The organism is Amycolatopsis sp. NBC_00438 (genome assembly GCF_036026695.1).
Classification (GTDB): Bacteria; Actinomycetota; Actinomycetes; order Mycobacteriales; family Pseudonocardiaceae; genus Amycolatopsis.
Genome location: NZ_CP107923.1, coordinates 7,541,908 through 7,560,289 on the forward strand (window position 1 = coordinate 7,541,908; position 18,382 = coordinate 7,560,289).

The window sequence follows — 18,382 nt, forward strand, 5'->3', positions numbered from 1 at the left end:
TCTCCTAGTACTTCAGCAGGTTGGTGTCGTCGACCGAGGCCGAGCGCCGGGTGCGGAAGATCGCCATGATGATCGCCAGCCCGACCACGACCTCGGCGGCGGCCACGACCATCACGAAGAAGGCCATGATCTGGCCGTCGAGGCTGCCGTTGATCCGGGCGAACGTCACGAGCGAGAGGTTCACCGCGTTCAGCATCAGCTCGATGCACATGAACACGACGATCGCGTTGCGGCGCACCAGCACGCCGACCGCGCCGATCGAGAACAGCAGCGCCGACAGCAGCAGGTAGTACGTCGGGGTCATTCCTTGTCCCCTTCCGAAGCGACCAGCGCGTGCGCGTCCGGGTGCGGGCGGTCGTCCGCGACGAGCTTGCGCTCCTTCGCCAGCTCGATCGCCGAGGTGGACTCGATGATCGCCGACAGCGACTCCGGCGCGACCGAGCCGTCCGGCAGCAGCGCCGGGGTGGACACGGAGTTGGCGGTGGCGAAGACACCCGGGCCGGGCAGCGGCGACGGCCGGTCGTGCTCGCCGCGGAAGCGCGCCACGACCAGTTCCTTCTGCGTCTTCTTGCCGCCCTTGGCGTGCCGGTCGGTGAAGGCCAGCACCATCGCGCCGACCGCGGCGGTGATGAGCAGCGCCGACGTCAGCTCGAACGGGAAGAGGTAGTCGGTGAAGATCAGCCGGCCGAGGCCCTTGGGCCCACCGCCGGCGGACGTCGCCGAGTCGAGCGGGACGGCCGGGGTGACGTTGTCCAGCGCCCGGTAGATGCCGGTGGCCAGCAGCGCGGCCAGGCCGATGCCCAGCACGGTCGCCGCGAGCCGCTGACCGCGCAGCACTTCGACGACCGAGTCGGAGCTCTCGCGGCCGACCAGCATCAGCACGAACAGGAACAGCATCATGATCGCGCCGGTGTAGACGATGATCTGCGTGAAGCCGAGGAACGGCGCCGACTGGATCATGTACAGCGCGCCCAAGCTCAGCATGGTCAGCACCAGCCACAGCGCCGAGTGCACGGCATTGCGCGAGAAGATCATGCCGAGCGCGCCGAGCAGGCAGGCCGGGCCGAGGATCCAGAACGCGATGGCCTCGCCGACGGACACGCCCGCGGCGGCGCCGGTGGGCGCCTGGGCCAGGAGTGCGGTGATCACGGCTTGACCTCCCCGCGCGCCAGCTCGGGGCCGTTCACGTAGTAGTCCTGCTCGTTCTCGCCCAGCCGCATCGGGTGCGGCGGCTGCTCCATGCCGGACAGCAGCGGCGCGAGGAGGTCTTCCTTCGTGTAGATCAGCCGCTGGCGGTCGTCGTCGGCCAGCTCGTAGAAGTTGATCATCGTCAGCGACCGCGTCGGGCAGGCCTCGATGCAGAGCCCGCAGCCGATGCAGCGCAGGTAGTTGATCTGGTAGTCGGCGCCGTACCGCTCGCCCGGGGAGTACCGGGCTTCCTCGGTGTTGTCACTGCCTTCGACGAAGATCGCGTCCGCCGGGCACGCCCACGCGCACAGCTCGCAGCCGACGCACTTCTCGAGGCCGTCCGGGTGACGGTTCAGCTGGTGCCGGCCGTGGTAGCGCGGGGCGGCCGGCGCGCCGGCCTCCGGGTACTCCTCGGTGGCGACCTTCTTGAACATCATCCCGAAGGTGACGCCGAAGCCCTTGACGGGATCAAGAAACCCCATCTTGCGCTCCTTCCTTTGCGGTACCGACGGCTGCCGGCTTGCGCCGGGCCGCCTTCGCCTCGGCCTTGGCCAAAGCCTTCTGACGCGGAGTGGTCTGCGGGACCTTGAGGTCGAGCGGCGGGACCGGGAACCCGCCACCGGTCACCGGCACGACTTCGCTCTCCTCTTCGCGGCCCGACGCGCGGACGTAGAAGAACAGGGCGACGACGATGAAGATCGCGACCGCGGCGATGATGATCGCCGGCAGGTTCCAGGTGATCACCTTCGCGAAGGTCACCATGACGATCCACACGAGGTTCAGCGGGACCAGGACCTTCCAGCCCAGGCGCATGAACTGGTCGTAGCGCAGGCGGGGCAGCGTGCCGCGCAGCCAGATGAACCCGAAGAGCAGGACGAACATCTTCACGAAGAACCACAGCACCGGCCACCAGCCGGTGTTGAGCACGTTGTTCCCGATCAGCGACAGCGGCCACGGGGCCATCCAGCCGCCGAGGAACAGCGTGGTGGCGAACGCCGAGACGATCACCATGTTGACGTACTCGGCGAGGAAGAACATCGCGAACTTCATCGAGCTGTACTCGGTGTGGAAACCGCCGACCAGCTCCGACTCGGCCTCGGGGAGGTCGAACGGGGCGCGGTTGGTCTCGCCGACCATCGAGATCAGGTAGATCACGAAGCTCGGGATCAAGTAGAGGAACCACACCGGCTGCTGCTTGGCGACGATGTCGGCCAGGTCCAGCGAACCGGCCTGCAGGATCACCGCGACGATCGACAGGCCCATCGCGATCTCGTAGGAGATCACCTGCGCGGCCGAGCGCATGCCGCCGAGCAGCGGGTACGGCGAGCCGGACGCCCAGCCGGCGAGCACGATGCCGTAGACGCCGATCGAGGAGCAGGCCAGCACGACCAGCAGGCTGACCGGCAGGTCGAGCAGCTGCAGGACCGTCCGCTCGCCGAAGATCGAGACCACCGGGCCGAACGGGATGGCCGCCAGCGCGATCAGCGGCGGCACCACGCAGATGACCGGGGCGAGGAAGTACACCTTGCGGTCGGCGGTGTCCGGGATGATCTGTTCCTTGAACGGCAGCTTGAGCGCGTCCGCCAGGGACTGCAGGTAGCCGTTCGGGCCGACGCGGTTGGGGCCCGGCCGGTTCTGCATCCGGCCGACGGCCTTGCGCTCCCAGACGATCAGCACGATCGTGAAGATCGGGCCGATCAGCAGGATGATCACCGACTTGAGGGCGATCAGCCAGAACGGGTCGTCCGCCAGCAGCGCCGCACGCGTCGCCGCGTCCGGAACACTCCCGACAGCAGCTTCAGTCAGCAACGGTGTCACTGTTCACCCCCAGCGAGGTTCACCACGGCGCCGTGACCGGCACCGAGCGTCTTGGCCACGGCGGAGCCGTCGGAGTTGCCCGGCAGCCACACCACGCCATCGGGCAGGTCGGCGACCTCGATCGGCAGCGTGATCGCGCCGCGTTCGGTGCTCACCTTCACGGACGCGCCCAGCCCTTCGGCGGTCGTCGCGGACAACCGCGCGACCGGCTTGCGCTGGGTGCCCTTGAGGTGCGGCTCGCCGTCCTGCAGGGACCCGTTGTCGACCAGCTGGCGCCAGGTCGACAGGACCGCCTGGCCGGCACCCGGAGCCACCGTGGCGCCCCCGGTCGCGGCCTCGACGTGACCCCAGCGCAGCGCGGAGGCCGGGCCGAGCTTCTCGTAGTCGCCGCGCGCGGCGGCCGGCGTCTGCGTGAACAGGTCCGTGTCCATCTCGACGGCGAGGGTGTCGAGCACCCGGCAGTCCGGCAGCGAGCCGGTGCCCTCGATGGTGATGTCGAACGGGCGGGTGCGGCCCTCCCAGTTGAGGTAGCTGCCCGCCTTCTCGTCCGACGCGGCCACCGGGAGCACGACGTCCGCGCGCTCGGTCACGGCGCTCCGCCGCAGCTCGAGGCTGACGACGAAGCCGGCGTTGTCCAGCGCGCGCAGCGCGAGCTCCGGGTCCGGCAGGTCGTACGGATCGACCCCGCCGACGACCAGGCCGCCGAGCTCACGGCCCGAAGCGGCCTTCAGGATCTCGGTCGCGTCGCGGCCCGGAGCCGAGGGAAGCGGGACGCCCCAAGCGTTTTCGACGGCGACGCGAGCGGCGTCCTCGCCGACGCGACGGCCACCGGGCAGCAGGCCCGGCACGCAGCCGGTCTCCAGCGCGCCCCGGTCACCGGCGCGGCGCGGGATCCACGCGAGCCGGACGCCGGTGCGCTCCACCAGGTCGTGCAGCGCGGAGAACAGGCCCGGCACCGAAGCCGCGCGCTCGCCGACGAGGACGACGGCGTTCTCGCCGCTCAGGGCCTCGTCGAGGTCCGGCGCGTGCTTGGCGATGCCTTCGATGGCCGCGGGCTCCTGGCCCGGGACGCAGGCGAGCAGCTCGCCGAACGTCTTGCGCACCGACGACGTCGTCCACTGTCCCAAGTGGACGACCCGGGTGCGGTTCTTGCGGGCCGCCTTGCGCAGCCGCAGGAACACGATCGGCGCCTCGTCCTCGGGCTCGAACGCCACGCACAGCACGGTGCGGGCGCGCTCGATCTCGCCGAAGGTGACGCCGTTCTCCGGCGTCACGCCCACGACGTGCGAGGTGAGGAACGCGAGCTCCTCGGCCGAGTGCGGGCGGGCGCGGAAGTCGACGTCGTTGGTCTGCAGGGCGACGCGGGCGAACTTCGAGTACGCGTAGGCGTCCTCGACGGTCAGCCGGCCACCGGGCAGGACGCCGACGCCGCCGTTGGAGCGGGCCTCGGTGAGACCGGCGGCCGCGATGCGCAGCGCGTCGGTCCAGGACGCCTCTTCCAGCTCACCGGTCTCGCGGTTGCGGACCAGCGGCCGCCGGATGCGGTCCTCGGCGGAGGTGTAGCGGAAGGCGAAGCGGCCCTTGTCGCAGATCCACTCTTCGTTGACCTCGGGGTCGTCGCCGGCCAGCTTGCGCTGGACCTTGCCGCGGCGGAAGTCGGTCCGCTCGGCGCAGCCGGACGAGCAGTGCTCGCAGACGCTCGGCGCGGACACCAGGTCGAACGGGCGGGAGCGGAACCGGTAGGCGGCACTCGTCAGAGCGCCGACCGGGCAGATCTGGATGACGTTGCCGGAGAAGTAGCTCTGGAACGGCTGGCCGGACGTCGTCCGCGAGGCCAGGTCCAGCACGTCCGCCGTCTCCGCTGTGCCGATCTGCTGGTGGGCGCCGCGTTCGAGGAGCTCGATGAACGGGTCGCCGGCGATCTCGCGGGAGAACCGGGTGCAGCGCTGGCAGAGCACGCAGCGTTCCCGGTCCAGGAGCACCTGCGACGAGATCGGCAGCGGCTTCTGGAAGGTGCGCTTGGTGTCCACGAACCGGGACTCCGTGCGGCCGTGCGCCAAAGCCTGGTTCTGCAGCGGGCACTCGCCGCCCTTGTCGCAGATCGGGCAGTCCAGCGGGTGGTTGATGAGCAGCAGCTCCATCACACCCTGCTGGGCCTTGTCCGCGACCGGCGACGTCAGCTGCGTCTTGACGACCATGCCGTCGGCGACGGTCATCGTGCAGGACGCCTGCGGCTTCGGCATCGGCCGGCCGCCCATCTCGACCTCGACCAGGCACTGGCGGCAGGCGCCGGCCGGGTCGAGGAGCGGGTGGTCGCAGAACCGCGGGATGACCGTGCCGAGGCGTTCGGCCGTGCGGATCAGCAGCTCACCCTTGGGGGCGATGACCTCTTCGCCGTCGATGACCAGCTTGACGTGGCCTTCGGGGACCGGCGTCGCAGCCGTGTCGGGCTTGTCGGGGGCGATCGTCATGATGCCTGCGCTCCCACGAGTTCGGGCTTGGTCTGTTCGTGCCGGTTCTTCTCGCACAGCGCGAGGAACTCGTCCCGGAAGTACTTGATGCCGCTGGTGATCGGCGACACCGCGCCGTCGCCGAGGGCGCAGAACGACCGGCCGAGGATGTTGTCGCAGACGTCGAGGAGGGTGTCGATGTCCTCTTCGGTGCCGTGGCCCTCGACCATGCGCTCGAGGATCTGCGCCAGCCAGTACGTGCCCTCACGGCACGGCGTGCACTTGCCGCAGGACTCGTGCTCGTAGAACTGCGTCCACTTCATCACGGCCCAGGGCACCGACACCGTCTCGTTGAAGATCTGCACGGCCGTCGTGCCCAGCATCGACCCGGCTTCCGCCGCGCCTTCGAAGTCCAGGGGAACGTCGAGGTGCTCGGCGGTGAACATCGGGGTGGACGAGCCGCCCGGGGTCCAGAACTTGAGCGGGACGCCGTCCTTCATGCCGCCCGCCATGTCGAGCAGCTCGCGCAGCGTGGTGCCGAGCGGGCACTCGTACTGGCCGGGCTTCTCGACGTGGCCGGAGATCGAGTAGATCTTCGGGCCGGGCGACTTCTCGCGGCCCATCTCGCGGAACCAGCTCGACCCGCCGTTGACGATGAACGGCGCGCTCGCGATGGTCTCGACGTTGTTGACCGTGGTCGGCGCGGCGTAAAGCCCCGCGGCGGCCGGGAACGGCGGCTTGAGCCGCGGCTGGCCACGACGGCCCTCCAGCGAGTCGAGCAGCGCCGTCTCCTCACCGCAGATGTACGCGCCGGCGCCGGCGTGCACGGTGATCTTGAGGTCGAAGCCCGAGCCGAGGATGTTCTCGCCCAGGTAGCCCGCCGCTTCGGCTTCGCGCACGGCCGCGTTGAGGCGGCGGATGCAGTGCAGCGCCTCGCCGCGGACGTAGATGAAGCAGTGGTTGGAGCGCATCGCGTACGAGGCGATGATGCAGCCCTCGATGAGCGAGTGCGGGTCCGCCATCATCAGCGGGATGTCCTTGCACGTGCCCGGCTCGCCCTCGTCGGCGTTGATCACCAGGTAGTGCGGCTTGTCGAAGTTCGGCGGCATGAACGACCACTTGATGCCGGCCGGGAAGCCCGCGCCGCCGCGGCCGCGCAGGCCCGAGTCCTTGACCAACTGGACGAGCTGCTCCGGCGTGCCGGCGAGCGCCTTGCGGATGGCCGTGTAGCCCTCCAGCGCCTCGTACGTGCCGATCTGCCAGGAGTTCGGCGACAGCCAGCGCTTCGTGAGGACCGGCGTAATGGGATCTGCCATTACTTCTTCTCCCCATCTTTAACAGGCACAGCGGGCAGCGGGACGTCCTGGGCGACCGGGGCGACCCAGCCGCGCTCCTGCGCGATCTGCGCGCCCCGCAGGGTTTCGACGGCCTGCGATGGGCCGTCGACGTCCGTGCGGTACTGGCGCTCGTCCTCCGGGAAGAACCCGGCGAGCTGCAGCTCGGCGCCCTTGAAGCTGCTCAGCGGGGCGCCGCGCGTCGGGGCCGGCTTCTTGCCCGCCTGCAGCGCGTCGACCAGCGCGACGGCCTTGTCCTCGGTCTGGTTGTCGAAGTACTCGTAGTTGACCTGGATGACCGGCGCGAGGTCGCAGGCCGCGAGGCACTCGGCGTGCTCGAGGGTGATCGAGCCCGGCTCGTTCGGCGTGCCCGCGGTCTCGTTGTGCCCCAGCGGTTCCGCCTCGGAACCGAGGTGCGTCTGGAGCTTCTTGTAGATCGCGTCGCCGCCCATGGCCGCGCACAGCGTGTTCGTGCAGACGCTCACCAGGTGCTCGCCGCACGGGCGGCGCTTGTACATCGTGTAGAACGTCGCGACCGCGCTGACCTCGGCGTCGGACAGGTCGAGCTGCTGCGCGCAGAACGCGATGCCCTCCTGGCTGACGTACCCCTGCACCGACTGCACGAGGTGCAGCAGCGGCAGCAGCGCCGAGCGGGACACCGGGTAACGCGCGATCAGCTCCTGCGCCCGGGAGTACACGCCACTGTCGAAGATGTCCTCGAGCGGTGTCTCGGCCAGGATTCCCTCGGCCACTGCGGGATCCGGCGCGATGGCGATCACGTCGACGTCCGGCCCGGCGGCCGCGTGCGTCTGATCCGCCGCGTGCGGTCCCGGTTCCGGGACTGCGGTAGAAGAGGTCATCGGTCCACTCCCCCCATGACGGGGTCGATCGAGGCGATCGCGGCGATCACGTCCGCGACCAGGCCGCCTTCGGCCATTGCGGGCATCGACTGCAGGTTCACGAAGCTCGGTTCGCGCACGTGGACCCGCAGCGGCCGCGTGCCGCCGTCGGAGACCAGGTGCGCGCTCAGCTCGCCGCGCGGCGACTCGACCGAGGTGTAGACCTGCCCGGCCGGCACCTTGAAGCCCTCGGTGACCAGCTTGAAGTGGTGGATCAGCGACTCCATCGACTGGCCCATGATCTTCTTGACGTGCTCGAGCGAGTTGCCCATGCCGTCGCTGCCGATCGACAGCTGCGCGGGCCAGGCGACCTTCTTGTCCTCGACCATGACCGGGCCCGGCTCGAGCTTCTCCAGGCACTGCTCGATGATCTTGAGACTCTCGTGCATCTCGTGCACCCGGATCAGGTAGCGCGACCAGCAGTCGGCGCCGTTGTCGACCGGCACGTCGAAGTCGAACTCCTCGTAGCAGGAGTACGGCTCGGTCTTGCGCAGGTCCCACGGCAGGCCGGCACTGCGCAGCACCGGCCCGGTGACGCCGAGCGCGAGGCACGCGTCGACCGGCAGGTACCCGACACCCTTGAGCCGGTTGCGCCAGATCGGCTGCCCGGTGAAGAGCTTGTCGTACAGCGGAAGGCGTTCCTTCATCGTCTTGACGAATTCGGTGACCTTCTCGCGGTAGTCCGCGGGCATGTCCTGCGCGAGACCGCCGGGGCGGATGAACGCGTGGTTCATCCGCAGGCCGGTGAGGTGCTCCAGCAGGTGCAGCACGACCTCGCGCTCGCGGAAGCCCAGCGTCATCGCGGTGGTGGCGCCGAGCTCCATGCCGCCGGTGGCGATGTAGACCAGGTGCGAGCCGATGCGGTTGATCTCCAGCAGCATCACGCGCAGCAGCTGCGCGCGGCGCGGGGCCTCGATCTGCAGCAGCTTCTCGACGCCGAGGCAGTACGCCATCTCCGTCGAGAGCGGGGCCAGGTAGTCCATGCGCGTCACGAAGGTGACGCCCTGGGTCCAGGTCCGGTACTCGCAGTTCTTCTCGATGCCGGTGTGGAGGTAGCCGATGACCGACCGCAGCTGCGTGACGGTCTCGCCCTCCATCTCCAGCACGAGCCGGAGCACGCCGTGCGTCGACGGGTGCTGCGGGCCCATGTTGATGACCATGCGCTCGTCGTGCGCCGCGTCGGCGACGACGTCGTCCCAGTCACCGCCGGAGACCGAGTAGACGCGGCCTTCGGTCGTGTCGCGCGAGTCCGCCTCGGGAACTTCCGTCGTTTCGTCGTTGATGGTCACGAGTACGACCTCCGCTGGTCCGGCGGCGGGATCTCCGCGCCCTTGTATTCGACCGGGATCCCGCCGAGCGGGTAGTCCTTGCGCTGGGGGTGGCCGTCCCAGTCGTCCGGCATGAGGATGCGGGTGAGCGCGGGGTGGCCGTCGTAGACGATGCCGAACATGTCCCAGGTCTCCCGCTCCTGCCAGTCGGCGGTCGGGTAGATCCCGACCAGCGACGGCACGTGCGCGTCGTCCACGTCGAGGCTGACTTCGAGGCGGATCCGGCGGCGGTAGGTCAGGGACGTGAAGTGGTACACCGAGTGCAGCCGCTGCGGGACGTCGACGCCGTAGTCCACGCCGGACACCGAGCTGAGCAGCTCGAAGCGCAGGCCGCCGTCGTCGCGCAGGACCTTCGCGATCGCGGGCAGCTGCTCGCGGGCGACGTAGAAGGTGATCTCGCCGCGGTCGACCGTGGTCTGCAGGATCGCCTCGGACGGGATCTTGTTGTCCGACAGGGCCGCGTAGAACTCGTCGGCGAACTGGTCGAACCAGCCGCCGTACGGGCGCTCGGCCGGCGCCGGGTGGTAGGCCGGCAGCCGGACACCGCCGTAGCCGGAGGTGTCACCGGTGCCGTGGACGCCGAACATGCCCTGGCGTTCGCGGCCGGTGACGACCGGCTCGGCGGGCCGGGTGCCGCGCGGCTCGAGGCCGTCTTCGGTGGGGCGATCGGCGCTGGACTGCTCGCCGCCGGGTTCTGGGGTCTCAGTCATCGCTCTACTTCTTCGCGTACTTGATCGAGGACGCGACGAGCTCGGTGCGGGCGCCGCTGGCGGCGCGGATCGCGGCCCGGCGGGCGTTGATCGGCTCGTCCTGGATCTTGGCGTGCAGCTTGAGGATCGCGTCGAGCAGCATCTCCGGCCGCGGCGGGCAGCCGGGCAGGTACATGTCGACCGGCACGATGTGGTCGACGCCCTGGACCACGGCGTAGTTGTTGAACATGCCGCCGGAGGAGGCGCAGACGCCCATGGCGAGGACCCACTTGGGCTCGGCCATCTGGTCGTAGATCTGGCGCAGGACCGGGGCCATCTTCTGGGTGACCCGGCCGGCGACGATCATCAGGTCGGCCTGGCGCGGTGTCGCGCTGAAGCGCTCCATGCCGAACCGGGCGATGTCGTAGCGGGAACCGCCGACCGTCATCATCTCGATCGCGCAGCAGGCGAGCCCGAAGGTCGCGGGCCACATCGAGTTCTTCCGCGCCCAGTTGACGAGGCCTTCGAGGCTGGCCAGCAGGATGCCGTTGGGGAGTTTCTCTTCGAGGCCCATGGGTCTAGTTCCAATCCAGGCCGCCGCGCCGCCACACGTAGGCGTACGCGAAGCCGACCGTCGCGATGAACAGCAGGATCTCCACCAGGCCGAAGGTGCCCAGCGCGTCCGCCTGCACGGCGAACGGGTAGAGGAAGACCATCTCGATGTCGAACAGGATGAACAGCATCGCGGTGATGTAGTACGCCACCGGCATCCGGCCGCCGCCGACGAGCGGCTGCGGGGACGGTTCGATGCCGCATTCGTAGGCCTCGAGCTTGGCCTTGTTGTAGCGGCTGGGACCGACCAGCGGGCCCAGCAGCACCGACAGCACGGCGAACGCCAGCGCCAGCACGAACAGAAGGACCAGGGGCAGGTAGGGCTTCAGGCTCGGGGCCTGCTGCGCCAGGTTCACTGCGTCCGTTTGGGTCAGCACGGGCAACATCAGCACGGGGTCTTCGCCATCCTTTCCGCGCCGCTGCGGTTTTGCTTGTGGTGGGAACCGCTCAGCCTCGTCGGCACCCTAAGGGACCTGGGTCACACCGCCGAGGGTCAGGGTCTCCTTACGGCCCGTGGCGGTCTTCAGGCCAGCTTGTGAAATAGTTCACAAGCCACTCGTCGTGGATGTGAAGGGATTCACAAAGCATGGGGGGAGTGTAGGACGCGACTCACATTCTTGTCCCTAGCCCCCCGTGTTATGAGGGTGCCCTAACTTTCACCGCCAACGTTGTCACGGCCCGGCAACGGCGCGCGTGCGACCTGCGCGAAGACGTTTCATGATCACCGCACGACCGGACAAACAGGGCGCCGACCTGTGATCTATCCCACTGACCGCACGGCCAACTTGGTAGGCCGGTCGAGTGTCCGCGCGCGCAACCCGCCCACCCCGCCACCGTTCGCACTTGCACAGCAAAGCGTCACTTTCCCTAGGAAAGATGCGTCCGAAGGCCCCCTGGACGCATCTTTCCTAGGGAAAGTGACAGGTTCGGGGGTCAGCGGGGGCTGGGGGCTGCCTTCGCGAGGGCCGAGATCAGGCGGTCGACGCCGTCGCCGCCCTTGGCGTCGTAGCAGCCCGACAGGCCCTTGTAGACCAGCGGGAGGATCTTGTTGATCCGCAGGCCGTACTTGGTCGCCGCGTGCATGATCTTCGGCTTGCCGATGATCTTGGCGAAGACATTGCCCAGCTGGTAGTAGCCGCCCATCAGCTCGCGCACCGCGCGCGGGTACGCCTCCAGCGCGCGCTCGCGCGAAGGCCCTTCGCGCCGGGCCAGGGCCTGGACGACGACCTCCGCCGCGATCTGCGCGGACTCCATCGCCGCCGAGATGCCCTCGCCGTTGAACGGGCTGACCATGCCGCCCGCGTCGCCCAGCAGCAGGAGGCCGTCGCGGTAGTGCGGGGTGCGGTTGAAGCCCATCGGGAGGCCGGCGCCACCGACCTTGCCGATCGCGTTCTCCTCGCGGTAGCCCCACTCCTCCGGCGTCCCGTCGAGCCACTGGCGCAGCAGCGCGCGGTAGTCGGTGTTCCGGAACGAGGCCGACGTCGAGAGCATGCCGAGACCGACGTTCACCGTGCCGTCGCCGAGCGGGAACGCCCAGCCGTAGCCCGGCAGCAGCTTCGGGTCGCGCGGATCCGAGCGGTCCCACAGCTCGAGGTGCCCCTCGATGAACGGGTCGTCGTGGCGCGGGCTCTTGTAGTACTGGCGCACCGCGACGCCCATCGGGCGCTTCTCGTTCTTCTGGATGCCGACGCTCAGCGCGAGCCGCGCGGAGACGCCGTCGCAGGCCAGGACCAGCGGCGCGCGGTAGTTCACCGGCGTGCGCTCCGGGCCGACCTTCGCCTCGACGCCGACCACGCGCCCGGTCGCGTCGGTGATGGCGCTGGTGACGGTGGTGCGCTCGTACAGCCGCGCGCCCGCCTTCACCGCGAGCTTCGCGAGGAGGTCGTCGAAGTCGTGGCGGGTGCGGGAAACGCCGTACGGCGGGTAGCTCGTGAGGTCCGGCCAGTCGAGCTCCAGCGTCAGGTCGCCGGTGAGGATCCGCAGGCCGCGGCTCTGCACCCAGCCGGCTTCCTCGCTCGTGTCGATGCCGAGGTCGATCAGCTGCTTGACGCCGCGCGGGGTGAGGCCGTCGCCGCAGACCTTCTCGCGCGGGAACTCGGTCTTCTCCAGCAGCAGGACGTCGACGCCCGACCGGGCGAGGTAGGTCGCGACAGTGGACCCGGCCGGTCCGGCACCGACGACGATGACTTCGGCGTCCTGGTCAGGGCTACGACGGCTCATACCGCGAGTCTAGGCAGGCTTGCGCGCCCGGTGGATCGCGACGACGCCGAATGTGAGGTTCAACCACTCGACGTCGGCCCAGCCCGCGCTCTCGATGATCTCGCCGAGGGTGCGCTGGTCCGGCCAGGCCAGCATCGATTCGGCCAGGTAGGAGTAGGCCTCCGGGTTGGACGACGTCCGCTTGCCGACCCACGTGAGCAGCTTCAGCATGAACCGCCGGTGGATGAACCTGATCGGGGGAAACGGCGGCGTCGAGACCTCGCAGATCACCAGCCGGCCGCCCGGCTTGACCACGCGGGCGATCTCGGTGAGCGCGGCCTTCGTGTCGACGAAGTTGCGCAGCGCCAGCGAGATCGTCACGGCGTCGAAGCTCTCGTCGGCGAACGGGAGGTTCAGCGCGTCCGCCGCGACCATCGGGACCTTGCGGTGCAGCCCGGCGCGCAGCATGCCGAACGAGAAGTCCGCGGCCAGGCACCAGGCGCCGCCGCGGGCGTACTCGACGGTGGAGACGCCGGTGCCGGCGGCGAGGTCCAGGACCTTCTCGCCGCGGCGGGCGTCGAGCACGCGGGCGGTGGTGGTGCGCCAGCGCCGGTCGAAGCCGAAGGTCATGAACGAGTTCGCCCGGTCGTACCCGTCCGCGACGCCGTCGAACATGGCGGCGACTTCGTGCGGGTCCTTGTCCAGGCTGGCGCGTGACATGGCTTGAGGTTAACCGGGACGGAAATTGATTACGCTGGTGTAATCAATTTTCAGCGGCTACCGTTCCGGCATGGACGCGAAGAGACCGCGGCTGGGCAGCGCCTTCCTGCTCGCCCAAGTCGGCGCGCACGCTGCCCAGCGGTTCACGGAGCAGATCGCGGCGCTGGATCTGACGCCGACCCAGGTCGCCCTGCTGCGGCTCGTGGCCTCCCGGCCGGGCCAGAGCCAGCAGTCGCTGGCCAAGCAGCTCGGCACCCCCGCGACCCGGCTGGTCCCGCTCGTCGACGGCCTGGAGAAGCGCGGGCTCATCGAGCGCCGCCGCAACGCCGAAGACCGGCGGCTGTACGCCGTGGAGCTGAGCGAGGACGGCCGGGTGATGATGGGGCGTGTCGCGCAAACCGGCGCGTCGCACGAACAAGCCGTCACCGCGGCCCTGACCGACGCCGAACGCGAAGTCCTGCACAGCTTGCTGGTGAAGATCGCGGACGAGCAGGGCCTCACGCCGAACGTCCAGCCGGCCTACGGGCGCCAGCGCTCCTGACCGAAGGTCGCCAGCATTCCGGCGACCGCCGCGGACCAGGTGAACTCCTCGGCCCGCGCCCGGGCCGCCGCGCGGCGCAGGTCTTCGGGACGGTCCAGGAGGTTCGTCACCGCGGAGGCGAACGCGGGCGCGTGGTCCTCGACCGCCGCGCCGCAGCCCGGCCGGACGATCTCCCGCAGCGCCGACGACGCCGAGACCACCACCGGCGTCCCGGAGGCGAGCGCTTCCAGCGCGGCCAGGCCGAACGTCTCGTGCGGGCCCGGCGCGAGGGAGACGTCGGCGCTGGCCAGCAGCCGGGCGACGTCACCGCGGCCGGCCAGGAACCCCAGGAACGTCACCGGCAGGCCGCGCGCCCGGCGTTCGAGCGCGCGGCGTCGCGGCCCGTCGCCGGCCACGACGAGCCGCACCCGCGCGCCCGCCTCCGTCAGCTCGGCGACGGTGTCCACGCTGCGCTCCACGTGTTTCTCCGGCGACAGACGTCCACAGTGGACGATCAAGGCGTCCGCTCCCCCGGCGAGGCCGGCGCGCCAGCCGTCGTCGCGCCTGGCGGGCCGGAACGTCGTCAGGTCGACGCCGAGCGGCACGCGGTGGACGTTCGGCGCGGCGATCCGGTCGAACTCCGCCCGCGCGAACGCCGTCGTGCAGACGACCGTGTCGTAGCTCGCGGCCATCCGGCGGTTGGCGACGTCGGCGACCCGGCGCGCGACGACCTCGGGCAGCAGGAACTGCTCCAGCAGCCGGTCGAGCCGCTCGTGGGAGATCACCGTGCTGGGGACGCCGTGGCGCCGTGCCCAGCCGCCCATCCCCCGCAGCGTCAGCCGGTCCGACACCTCGAGCCGGTCCGGTTCGAGCTTGCGCAGCACCGCGCGGACGCGGTGCGGGTCGACGGCGCGGTAGCCGCCGGTGCCCGGGATTTTGGGCGCGGGCAAGGAAAACCGGCGGACGCCGGTGGGCAGGACCTCGTCGGCGTAGCGGGTGCCGGGCACCACCAGCGTCACGACGTGCCCGCTCGCGACGTACCCGGCGCCGAGGTGGTGCAACGCCGTGCGCAGCCCGCCCGAGCGCGGCCCGTAGAAGTTCGCGAGCTGGACGATGTGCACGGCTCAAGCCGCGCGCGCGGCTCGGCCCTGCACCGCTTCGTAGTGCCCCACCAGCTCGTGGCAGACGGCCGGCCAGGTCCGCCCGAGCACCACCTTGCGCGCCTTCTCGCCGAGTCTCGCCCGCAGCGCGGCGTCGCGCAGGGCGTCGATCTTCTCGAGCAGCGCCGGGCCGAACTGCTCGCGGTCCGCGGGCAGCAGGTAGCCGGTGCGGCCGGGCAGCACCAGGTCCTTCGGGCCGCCGGCGTCGGGTGCGAGCACCGGCAGGCCGGACGCCATCGCCTCCTGCACCGCCTGGCAGAACGTCTCGTGCGGGCCGGTGTGCACGAAGACGTCGAAGCTCGCGTACGCGGCGGAGAGCTCGTCGCCGTACTTCGCGCCGAGGAAGGCCGCGTCCGGGAGCTGCTCTTTCAGCGCGGGCAGTTCGGGCCCGTCGCCGACGACGACCACGCGGATGCCCGGCACGCCGGCCAGCGCGGCCAGCCGGTCGACCTCCTTCTCGGGCGCCAGCCGGCCGACGAAGCCGACCAGCAGCTCGCCGTCCGGCGCCAGCGCGGCCCGCAGCGCGGCGTCGGCGTGCGCCGGGGAGAACCGGTCGATGTCGACGCCCCGCGCCCAGCGGTGCACCCGCGGCACGCCGTGCCGCCGCAGCTGCTCGACGGAGTCGGTGGACGGCGCCAGCGTCCGGTCGGCCCGCGAGTGCAGCCGCCGCACCCAGCGCCAGGCGGCGCGGGCGGCGAGGCCGAAGCCGTACGCGGAGGCGAAGCCGGCGATGTCGGTCTGGTAGACGGCGATCGACGGCACCCGCAGCCGTCGCGCGGCGGCGAGCCCGCGGGCACCGACCACGAACGGCGACGCGAGGTGCACGACGTCCGGGCCGAACGCGGCCAGCGCCGTCAGCACGGTGCGCGTCGGCACGCCGATCGGCAGCGAGTTCACGCCGGGGAAGTCGAGCGCCGGGATCCGGATCACCGGGGCGCCGCGGTAGGAGTCCGGGCCGGGTCCGGGCGCGATGATCAGCACGTCGTGCCGGCGTTCGCGCAGGTGCTCGACCACCCGCAGGACGGAGTTGGTCACGCCGTTCACCTGGGGCAGGAAACTTTCGGTGACTATCGCGACTCGCACGCTTCCGACCATCGCACCCGATCCTGGCGCCCGCGTGGCCGCCGGGCCAACGCTGCCGGAACAGATCCGCCACGACATGTCATCTCAAGGTCGTGTCCCGGAAACCAGCAGGGCCCAGACTAAGCAGGCATGACCCTCTTGTCCTCCAGGCCGCCGCGGCCCGTGGAGCCCGGCCTGCTGTCGAGGGCCCTCGAAGTGGCCGGTCGCCTGGCCAACGACGCGACCGACGTGATCACCGCGACCGCCGGCCGGGGTGCACACCCCGCCACGCTGGACTCGCCGTTCGACTGGGTCACCGACACCGACCGGATCCTCGAGCGCCACACGCGGCGCGTGCTGACCGCCGAGTTCCCGGGCATCCCGGTGGTGGGCCACGAGTTCGGCGCCGACCACGGCGCCGACGTCGCGGAGTACCGCTGGGTCGTCGACTCGGTGGACGGCACCGCGAACTACGTCGCCGGGGTGCCGTGGTGCGCGTACAGCCTGGCGCTGGTCGACGCGGCCGGCCCGGTGGTGGGCGTGGTGGCGGACCCGTACCGGGCCCAGATCTACGCCGCGGCGCGCGGACGAGGGGCCCGCGCGAACGGCAAACCGGTGCGCTTGACGGACCGCTGCGTCACGGCGGGCGCTCTGGTGTTCACGGAGTTCGCCCGTCGCGGACCTTGGCCGGGGATGGGCGAGTTCATCGAGCGGGCGGCGGCGGCCCACGCGGGGGTCCGGGTCCTGGGGTCGGCGGCGTTGTCGATCGCGCAGGTGGCCCTGGGCCACGCGGCGGCGGCGGTGCTGCACAGCTACCACGAATGGGACGTCGCGGGCTCGGTGGCGATGGCCATCGAGGCGGGCGCGGTCGTGCTGGACAGGCACGGCGAGGACACGGCGCTGCCGACGGACGGCCTGCTGGTGGCGGCGCCCGGGGTGGCGGACGAGGTGCTGGGCTGGTGGCAGGAGACGGCCCACGCGGGCTGAAACGGGTTGCGCGCGCTGTGAAGATCGGGACATGCCCACCCTGCACACCGCGCGCCTGACGCTCGTACCCCTGGCCGACGAGCACCTGGAGCTGGAGATCGAGCTGGACTCCGACCCGGAGGTGATGCGGTACCTGACGGGCCGGGCGGCGACCCGGGCCGAGGTCGAGGCCGCGCATCGGCGCCGTATGGCCGTCTCGCCCGGGTTCGGGTTCTGGATGGGTTTCCGTGCTGAGGACTTCATCGGCTGGTGGATCCTGCGGCCACCGCAGGGTCCGGACCAGCCTTCGGGCGGGTGTCAGGCCGAGCTGGGTTACCGGCTGCTGCGCCGGTACTGGCGGCAGGGCTACGCCGGGGAGGGCTCTCGCGAGCTGATCCGGTACGGCTTTTCCGAGCTGGGACTGGACCGGATCTTCGCCCAGACGATGGCGGTCAACACGCCATCGCGAGCGACGATGGCCTCGGCCGGGCTGACGTTCGCCCGCGCGTACACCTCGGCGGAGGACTTCCAGGAAGTGCTTCCGGGTACCGAAGAGGGCGAGGTCGAGTACGAGATCACGCGAAGCAGGTGGCTGCGGGAGACGGGTTGAGCTTGGTCTTCGGTCCGGGTCATCGCCGCATCGCCGCATCGCCGCATCGCCGCATCGCCGCATCGCCGCATCGCCGCATCGCCGCATCGCCGCATCGCCGCATCGCCGCGGAGATTGTTGAACGACCCGGCTCGGTTCCGCGGCCCCTGCGGACAGCAAGCGAGCGCGAAGTCGCCCGCCCGACGATCCCGGCGGCGAGTTATCCACATCGCGTGCAGTTATCCACAGATTTGCCGGAGCACCCCTTTGCCGGTGCGGCGCCGATAGACTGGGACTGGGCACGCCCCCCTGGGTGTGGTGGGGAACTTTCTGCTGGTCAGGCGGCAAACAGAGGCGCCCCCTTCCGCGTCCTCGCCGGGAGTGGAGCGGCGGTCAGGCGGCGGCCGGGATCTCGGCGTCAGCTCGCTTGTTCAGCCGCCGGATCCACCACAGCAGCGGCCCGGCCACCAGCCACGTGAAGAACACGAAACTGCCCAGCGGCAGCAGCGTCAGCGTGGCCGAGCGGCCCGCTACCCGGGCCAGTTCCGGGTCCGTCGCGTCGTACTCGATGCGGACCAGCTGGCCGGCCGCGAGGCCGTCCGGGTAGAGGACTCCGTTGGCCGGGCTGTGGACAATGCCGTCCGGGGTCTCGAAGTGGATGATCGTGCGGTCGAACGCCACCGAGTCCACCGTGGCCGTCGCCGTGCCGAGCTGGGCGGAGATCGCGCGGTCGTTGCGGATCGCCGCGAAGAGCAGGCAGACGCACATCACGGTGAGGAGCGAGGCGACGGCGAGGGTTATCCACCACCCGACGCGCCTCGCCCGCTCACCTCTCGTGCTCACGCCGC

Annotated in this window: 19 protein-coding genes; 3 read left to right on the plus strand and 16 right to left on the minus strand. The window is 70.5% G+C overall.

The window, feature by feature from the left end; translation table 11 throughout:
- Positions 1 to 4: 4 nt before the first annotated feature.
- From nuoK to OG494_RS34140, 13 genes are all read right to left on the minus strand, one after another.
- A complete protein-coding gene (gene nuoK / locus OG494_RS34080) occupies positions 5 to 304 on the minus strand; it encodes an NADH-quinone oxidoreductase subunit NuoK (RefSeq protein ID WP_247060354.1) in 300 nt (99 codons plus the stop codon).
- Complete coding sequence (locus OG494_RS34085; RefSeq protein ID WP_328445751.1) at positions 301 to 1,149, minus strand: NADH-quinone oxidoreductase subunit J; 849 nt, start codon at positions 1,147 to 1,149, stop codon at positions 301 to 303. The genes nuoK and OG494_RS34085 overlap by 4 nt, the downstream gene beginning before the upstream one ends.
- Entirely contained in the window at positions 1,146 to 1,670 is a 525-nt protein-coding gene (gene nuoI / locus OG494_RS34090; RefSeq protein ID WP_328445753.1) for an NADH-quinone oxidoreductase subunit NuoI, read from the minus strand. The genes OG494_RS34085 and nuoI overlap by 4 nt, the downstream gene beginning before the upstream one ends.
- Entirely contained in the window at positions 1,657 to 3,006 is a 1,350-nt protein-coding gene (nuoH, locus tag OG494_RS34095; protein WP_328445755.1) for an NADH-quinone oxidoreductase subunit NuoH, read from the minus strand. The genes nuoI and nuoH overlap by 14 nt, the downstream gene beginning before the upstream one ends.
- Positions 3,003 to 5,477 carry an NADH-quinone oxidoreductase subunit G gene (locus OG494_RS34100; RefSeq protein ID WP_328445757.1) on the minus strand — a complete coding sequence of 825 codons (2,475 nt, stop codon included), beginning with the start codon at positions 5,475 to 5,477 and terminating at the stop codon, positions 3,003 to 3,005. Before OG494_RS34100 ends, nuoH begins: the two co-directional genes overlap by 4 nt.
- Positions 5,474 to 6,772 carry an NADH-quinone oxidoreductase subunit NuoF gene (gene nuoF / locus OG494_RS34105; protein WP_328445758.1) on the minus strand — a complete coding sequence of 433 codons (1,299 nt, stop codon included), beginning with the start codon at positions 6,770 to 6,772 and terminating at the stop codon, positions 5,474 to 5,476. The genes OG494_RS34100 and nuoF overlap by 4 nt, the downstream gene beginning before the upstream one ends.
- Complete coding sequence (gene nuoE, locus OG494_RS34110) at positions 6,772 to 7,650, minus strand: NADH-quinone oxidoreductase subunit NuoE (RefSeq protein ID WP_328445759.1); 879 nt, start codon at positions 7,648 to 7,650, stop codon at positions 6,772 to 6,774. Before nuoE ends, nuoF begins: the two co-directional genes overlap by 1 nt.
- The gene (locus OG494_RS34115) at positions 7,647 to 8,978 is read right to left on the minus strand and encodes an NADH-quinone oxidoreductase subunit D (RefSeq protein WP_328445760.1); all 1,332 of its coding nucleotides are present in this window, start codon (positions 8,976 to 8,978) and stop codon (positions 7,647 to 7,649) included. Before OG494_RS34115 ends, nuoE begins: the two co-directional genes overlap by 4 nt.
- On the minus strand, positions 8,975 to 9,727 hold the full coding sequence (locus OG494_RS34120; protein WP_328445762.1) for an NADH-quinone oxidoreductase subunit C: 753 nt from the start codon (positions 9,725 to 9,727) through the stop codon (positions 8,975 to 8,977). The genes OG494_RS34115 and OG494_RS34120 overlap by 4 nt, the downstream gene beginning before the upstream one ends.
- Positions 9,728 to 9,731: 4 nt before the next feature.
- On the minus strand, positions 9,732 to 10,280 hold the full coding sequence (locus tag OG494_RS34125; protein ID WP_086863694.1) for a NuoB/complex I 20 kDa subunit family protein: 549 nt from the start codon (positions 10,278 to 10,280) through the stop codon (positions 9,732 to 9,734).
- A gap of 4 nt (positions 10,281 to 10,284) precedes the next feature.
- Complete coding sequence (locus tag OG494_RS34130) at positions 10,285 to 10,704, minus strand: NADH-quinone oxidoreductase subunit A (protein WP_247063898.1); 420 nt, start codon at positions 10,702 to 10,704, stop codon at positions 10,285 to 10,287.
- 547 nt (positions 10,705 to 11,251) lie between these two features.
- The gene (locus OG494_RS34135; protein ID WP_328445766.1) at positions 11,252 to 12,538 is read right to left on the minus strand and encodes a geranylgeranyl reductase family protein; all 1,287 of its coding nucleotides are present in this window, start codon (positions 12,536 to 12,538) and stop codon (positions 11,252 to 11,254) included.
- Between the two features lie 9 nt (positions 12,539 to 12,547).
- On the minus strand, positions 12,548 to 13,237 hold the full coding sequence (locus OG494_RS34140; protein WP_328445768.1) for a demethylmenaquinone methyltransferase: 690 nt from the start codon (positions 13,235 to 13,237) through the stop codon (positions 12,548 to 12,550).
- Positions 13,238 to 13,307: 70 nt separating this feature from the next.
- Between OG494_RS34140 and OG494_RS34145 the strand changes: the two genes are divergently transcribed.
- Entirely contained in the window at positions 13,308 to 13,778 is a 471-nt protein-coding gene (locus OG494_RS34145; RefSeq protein ID WP_328445770.1) for a MarR family winged helix-turn-helix transcriptional regulator, read from the plus strand.
- Here the strand turns inward: OG494_RS34145 and OG494_RS34150 are convergent.
- Complete coding sequence (locus OG494_RS34150) at positions 13,757 to 14,878, minus strand: glycosyltransferase family 4 protein (RefSeq protein ID WP_328445772.1); 1,122 nt, start codon at positions 14,876 to 14,878, stop codon at positions 13,757 to 13,759. The genes OG494_RS34145 and OG494_RS34150 overlap by 22 nt on opposite strands.
- A 3-nt stretch (positions 14,879 to 14,881) precedes the next feature.
- Positions 14,882 to 15,952, minus strand: coding sequence for a glycosyltransferase family 4 protein (locus tag OG494_RS34155; protein WP_328445773.1), 1,071 nt, complete (start codon positions 15,950 to 15,952; stop codon positions 14,882 to 14,884).
- A 177-nt stretch (positions 15,953 to 16,129) separates the two neighbouring features.
- Between OG494_RS34155 and OG494_RS34160 the strand changes: the two genes are divergently transcribed.
- A complete protein-coding gene (locus tag OG494_RS34160) occupies positions 16,130 to 16,966 on the plus strand; it encodes an inositol monophosphatase family protein (RefSeq protein WP_328445775.1) in 837 nt (278 codons plus the stop codon).
- Positions 16,967 to 16,997: 31 nt separating this feature from the next.
- Positions 16,998 to 17,555: a GNAT family N-acetyltransferase gene (locus tag OG494_RS34165; RefSeq protein ID WP_328445777.1), complete on the plus strand. Its 558-nt coding sequence runs from the start codon at positions 16,998 to 17,000 to the stop codon at positions 17,553 to 17,555.
- A gap of 372 nt (positions 17,556 to 17,927) precedes the next feature.
- Here the strand turns inward: OG494_RS34165 and OG494_RS34170 are convergent, their stop codons facing one another.
- Positions 17,928 to 18,377: a DUF3592 domain-containing protein gene (locus OG494_RS34170; protein WP_328445779.1), complete on the minus strand. Its 450-nt coding sequence runs from the start codon at positions 18,375 to 18,377 to the stop codon at positions 17,928 to 17,930.
- Between the last annotated feature and the right edge of the window lie 5 nt (positions 18,378 to 18,382).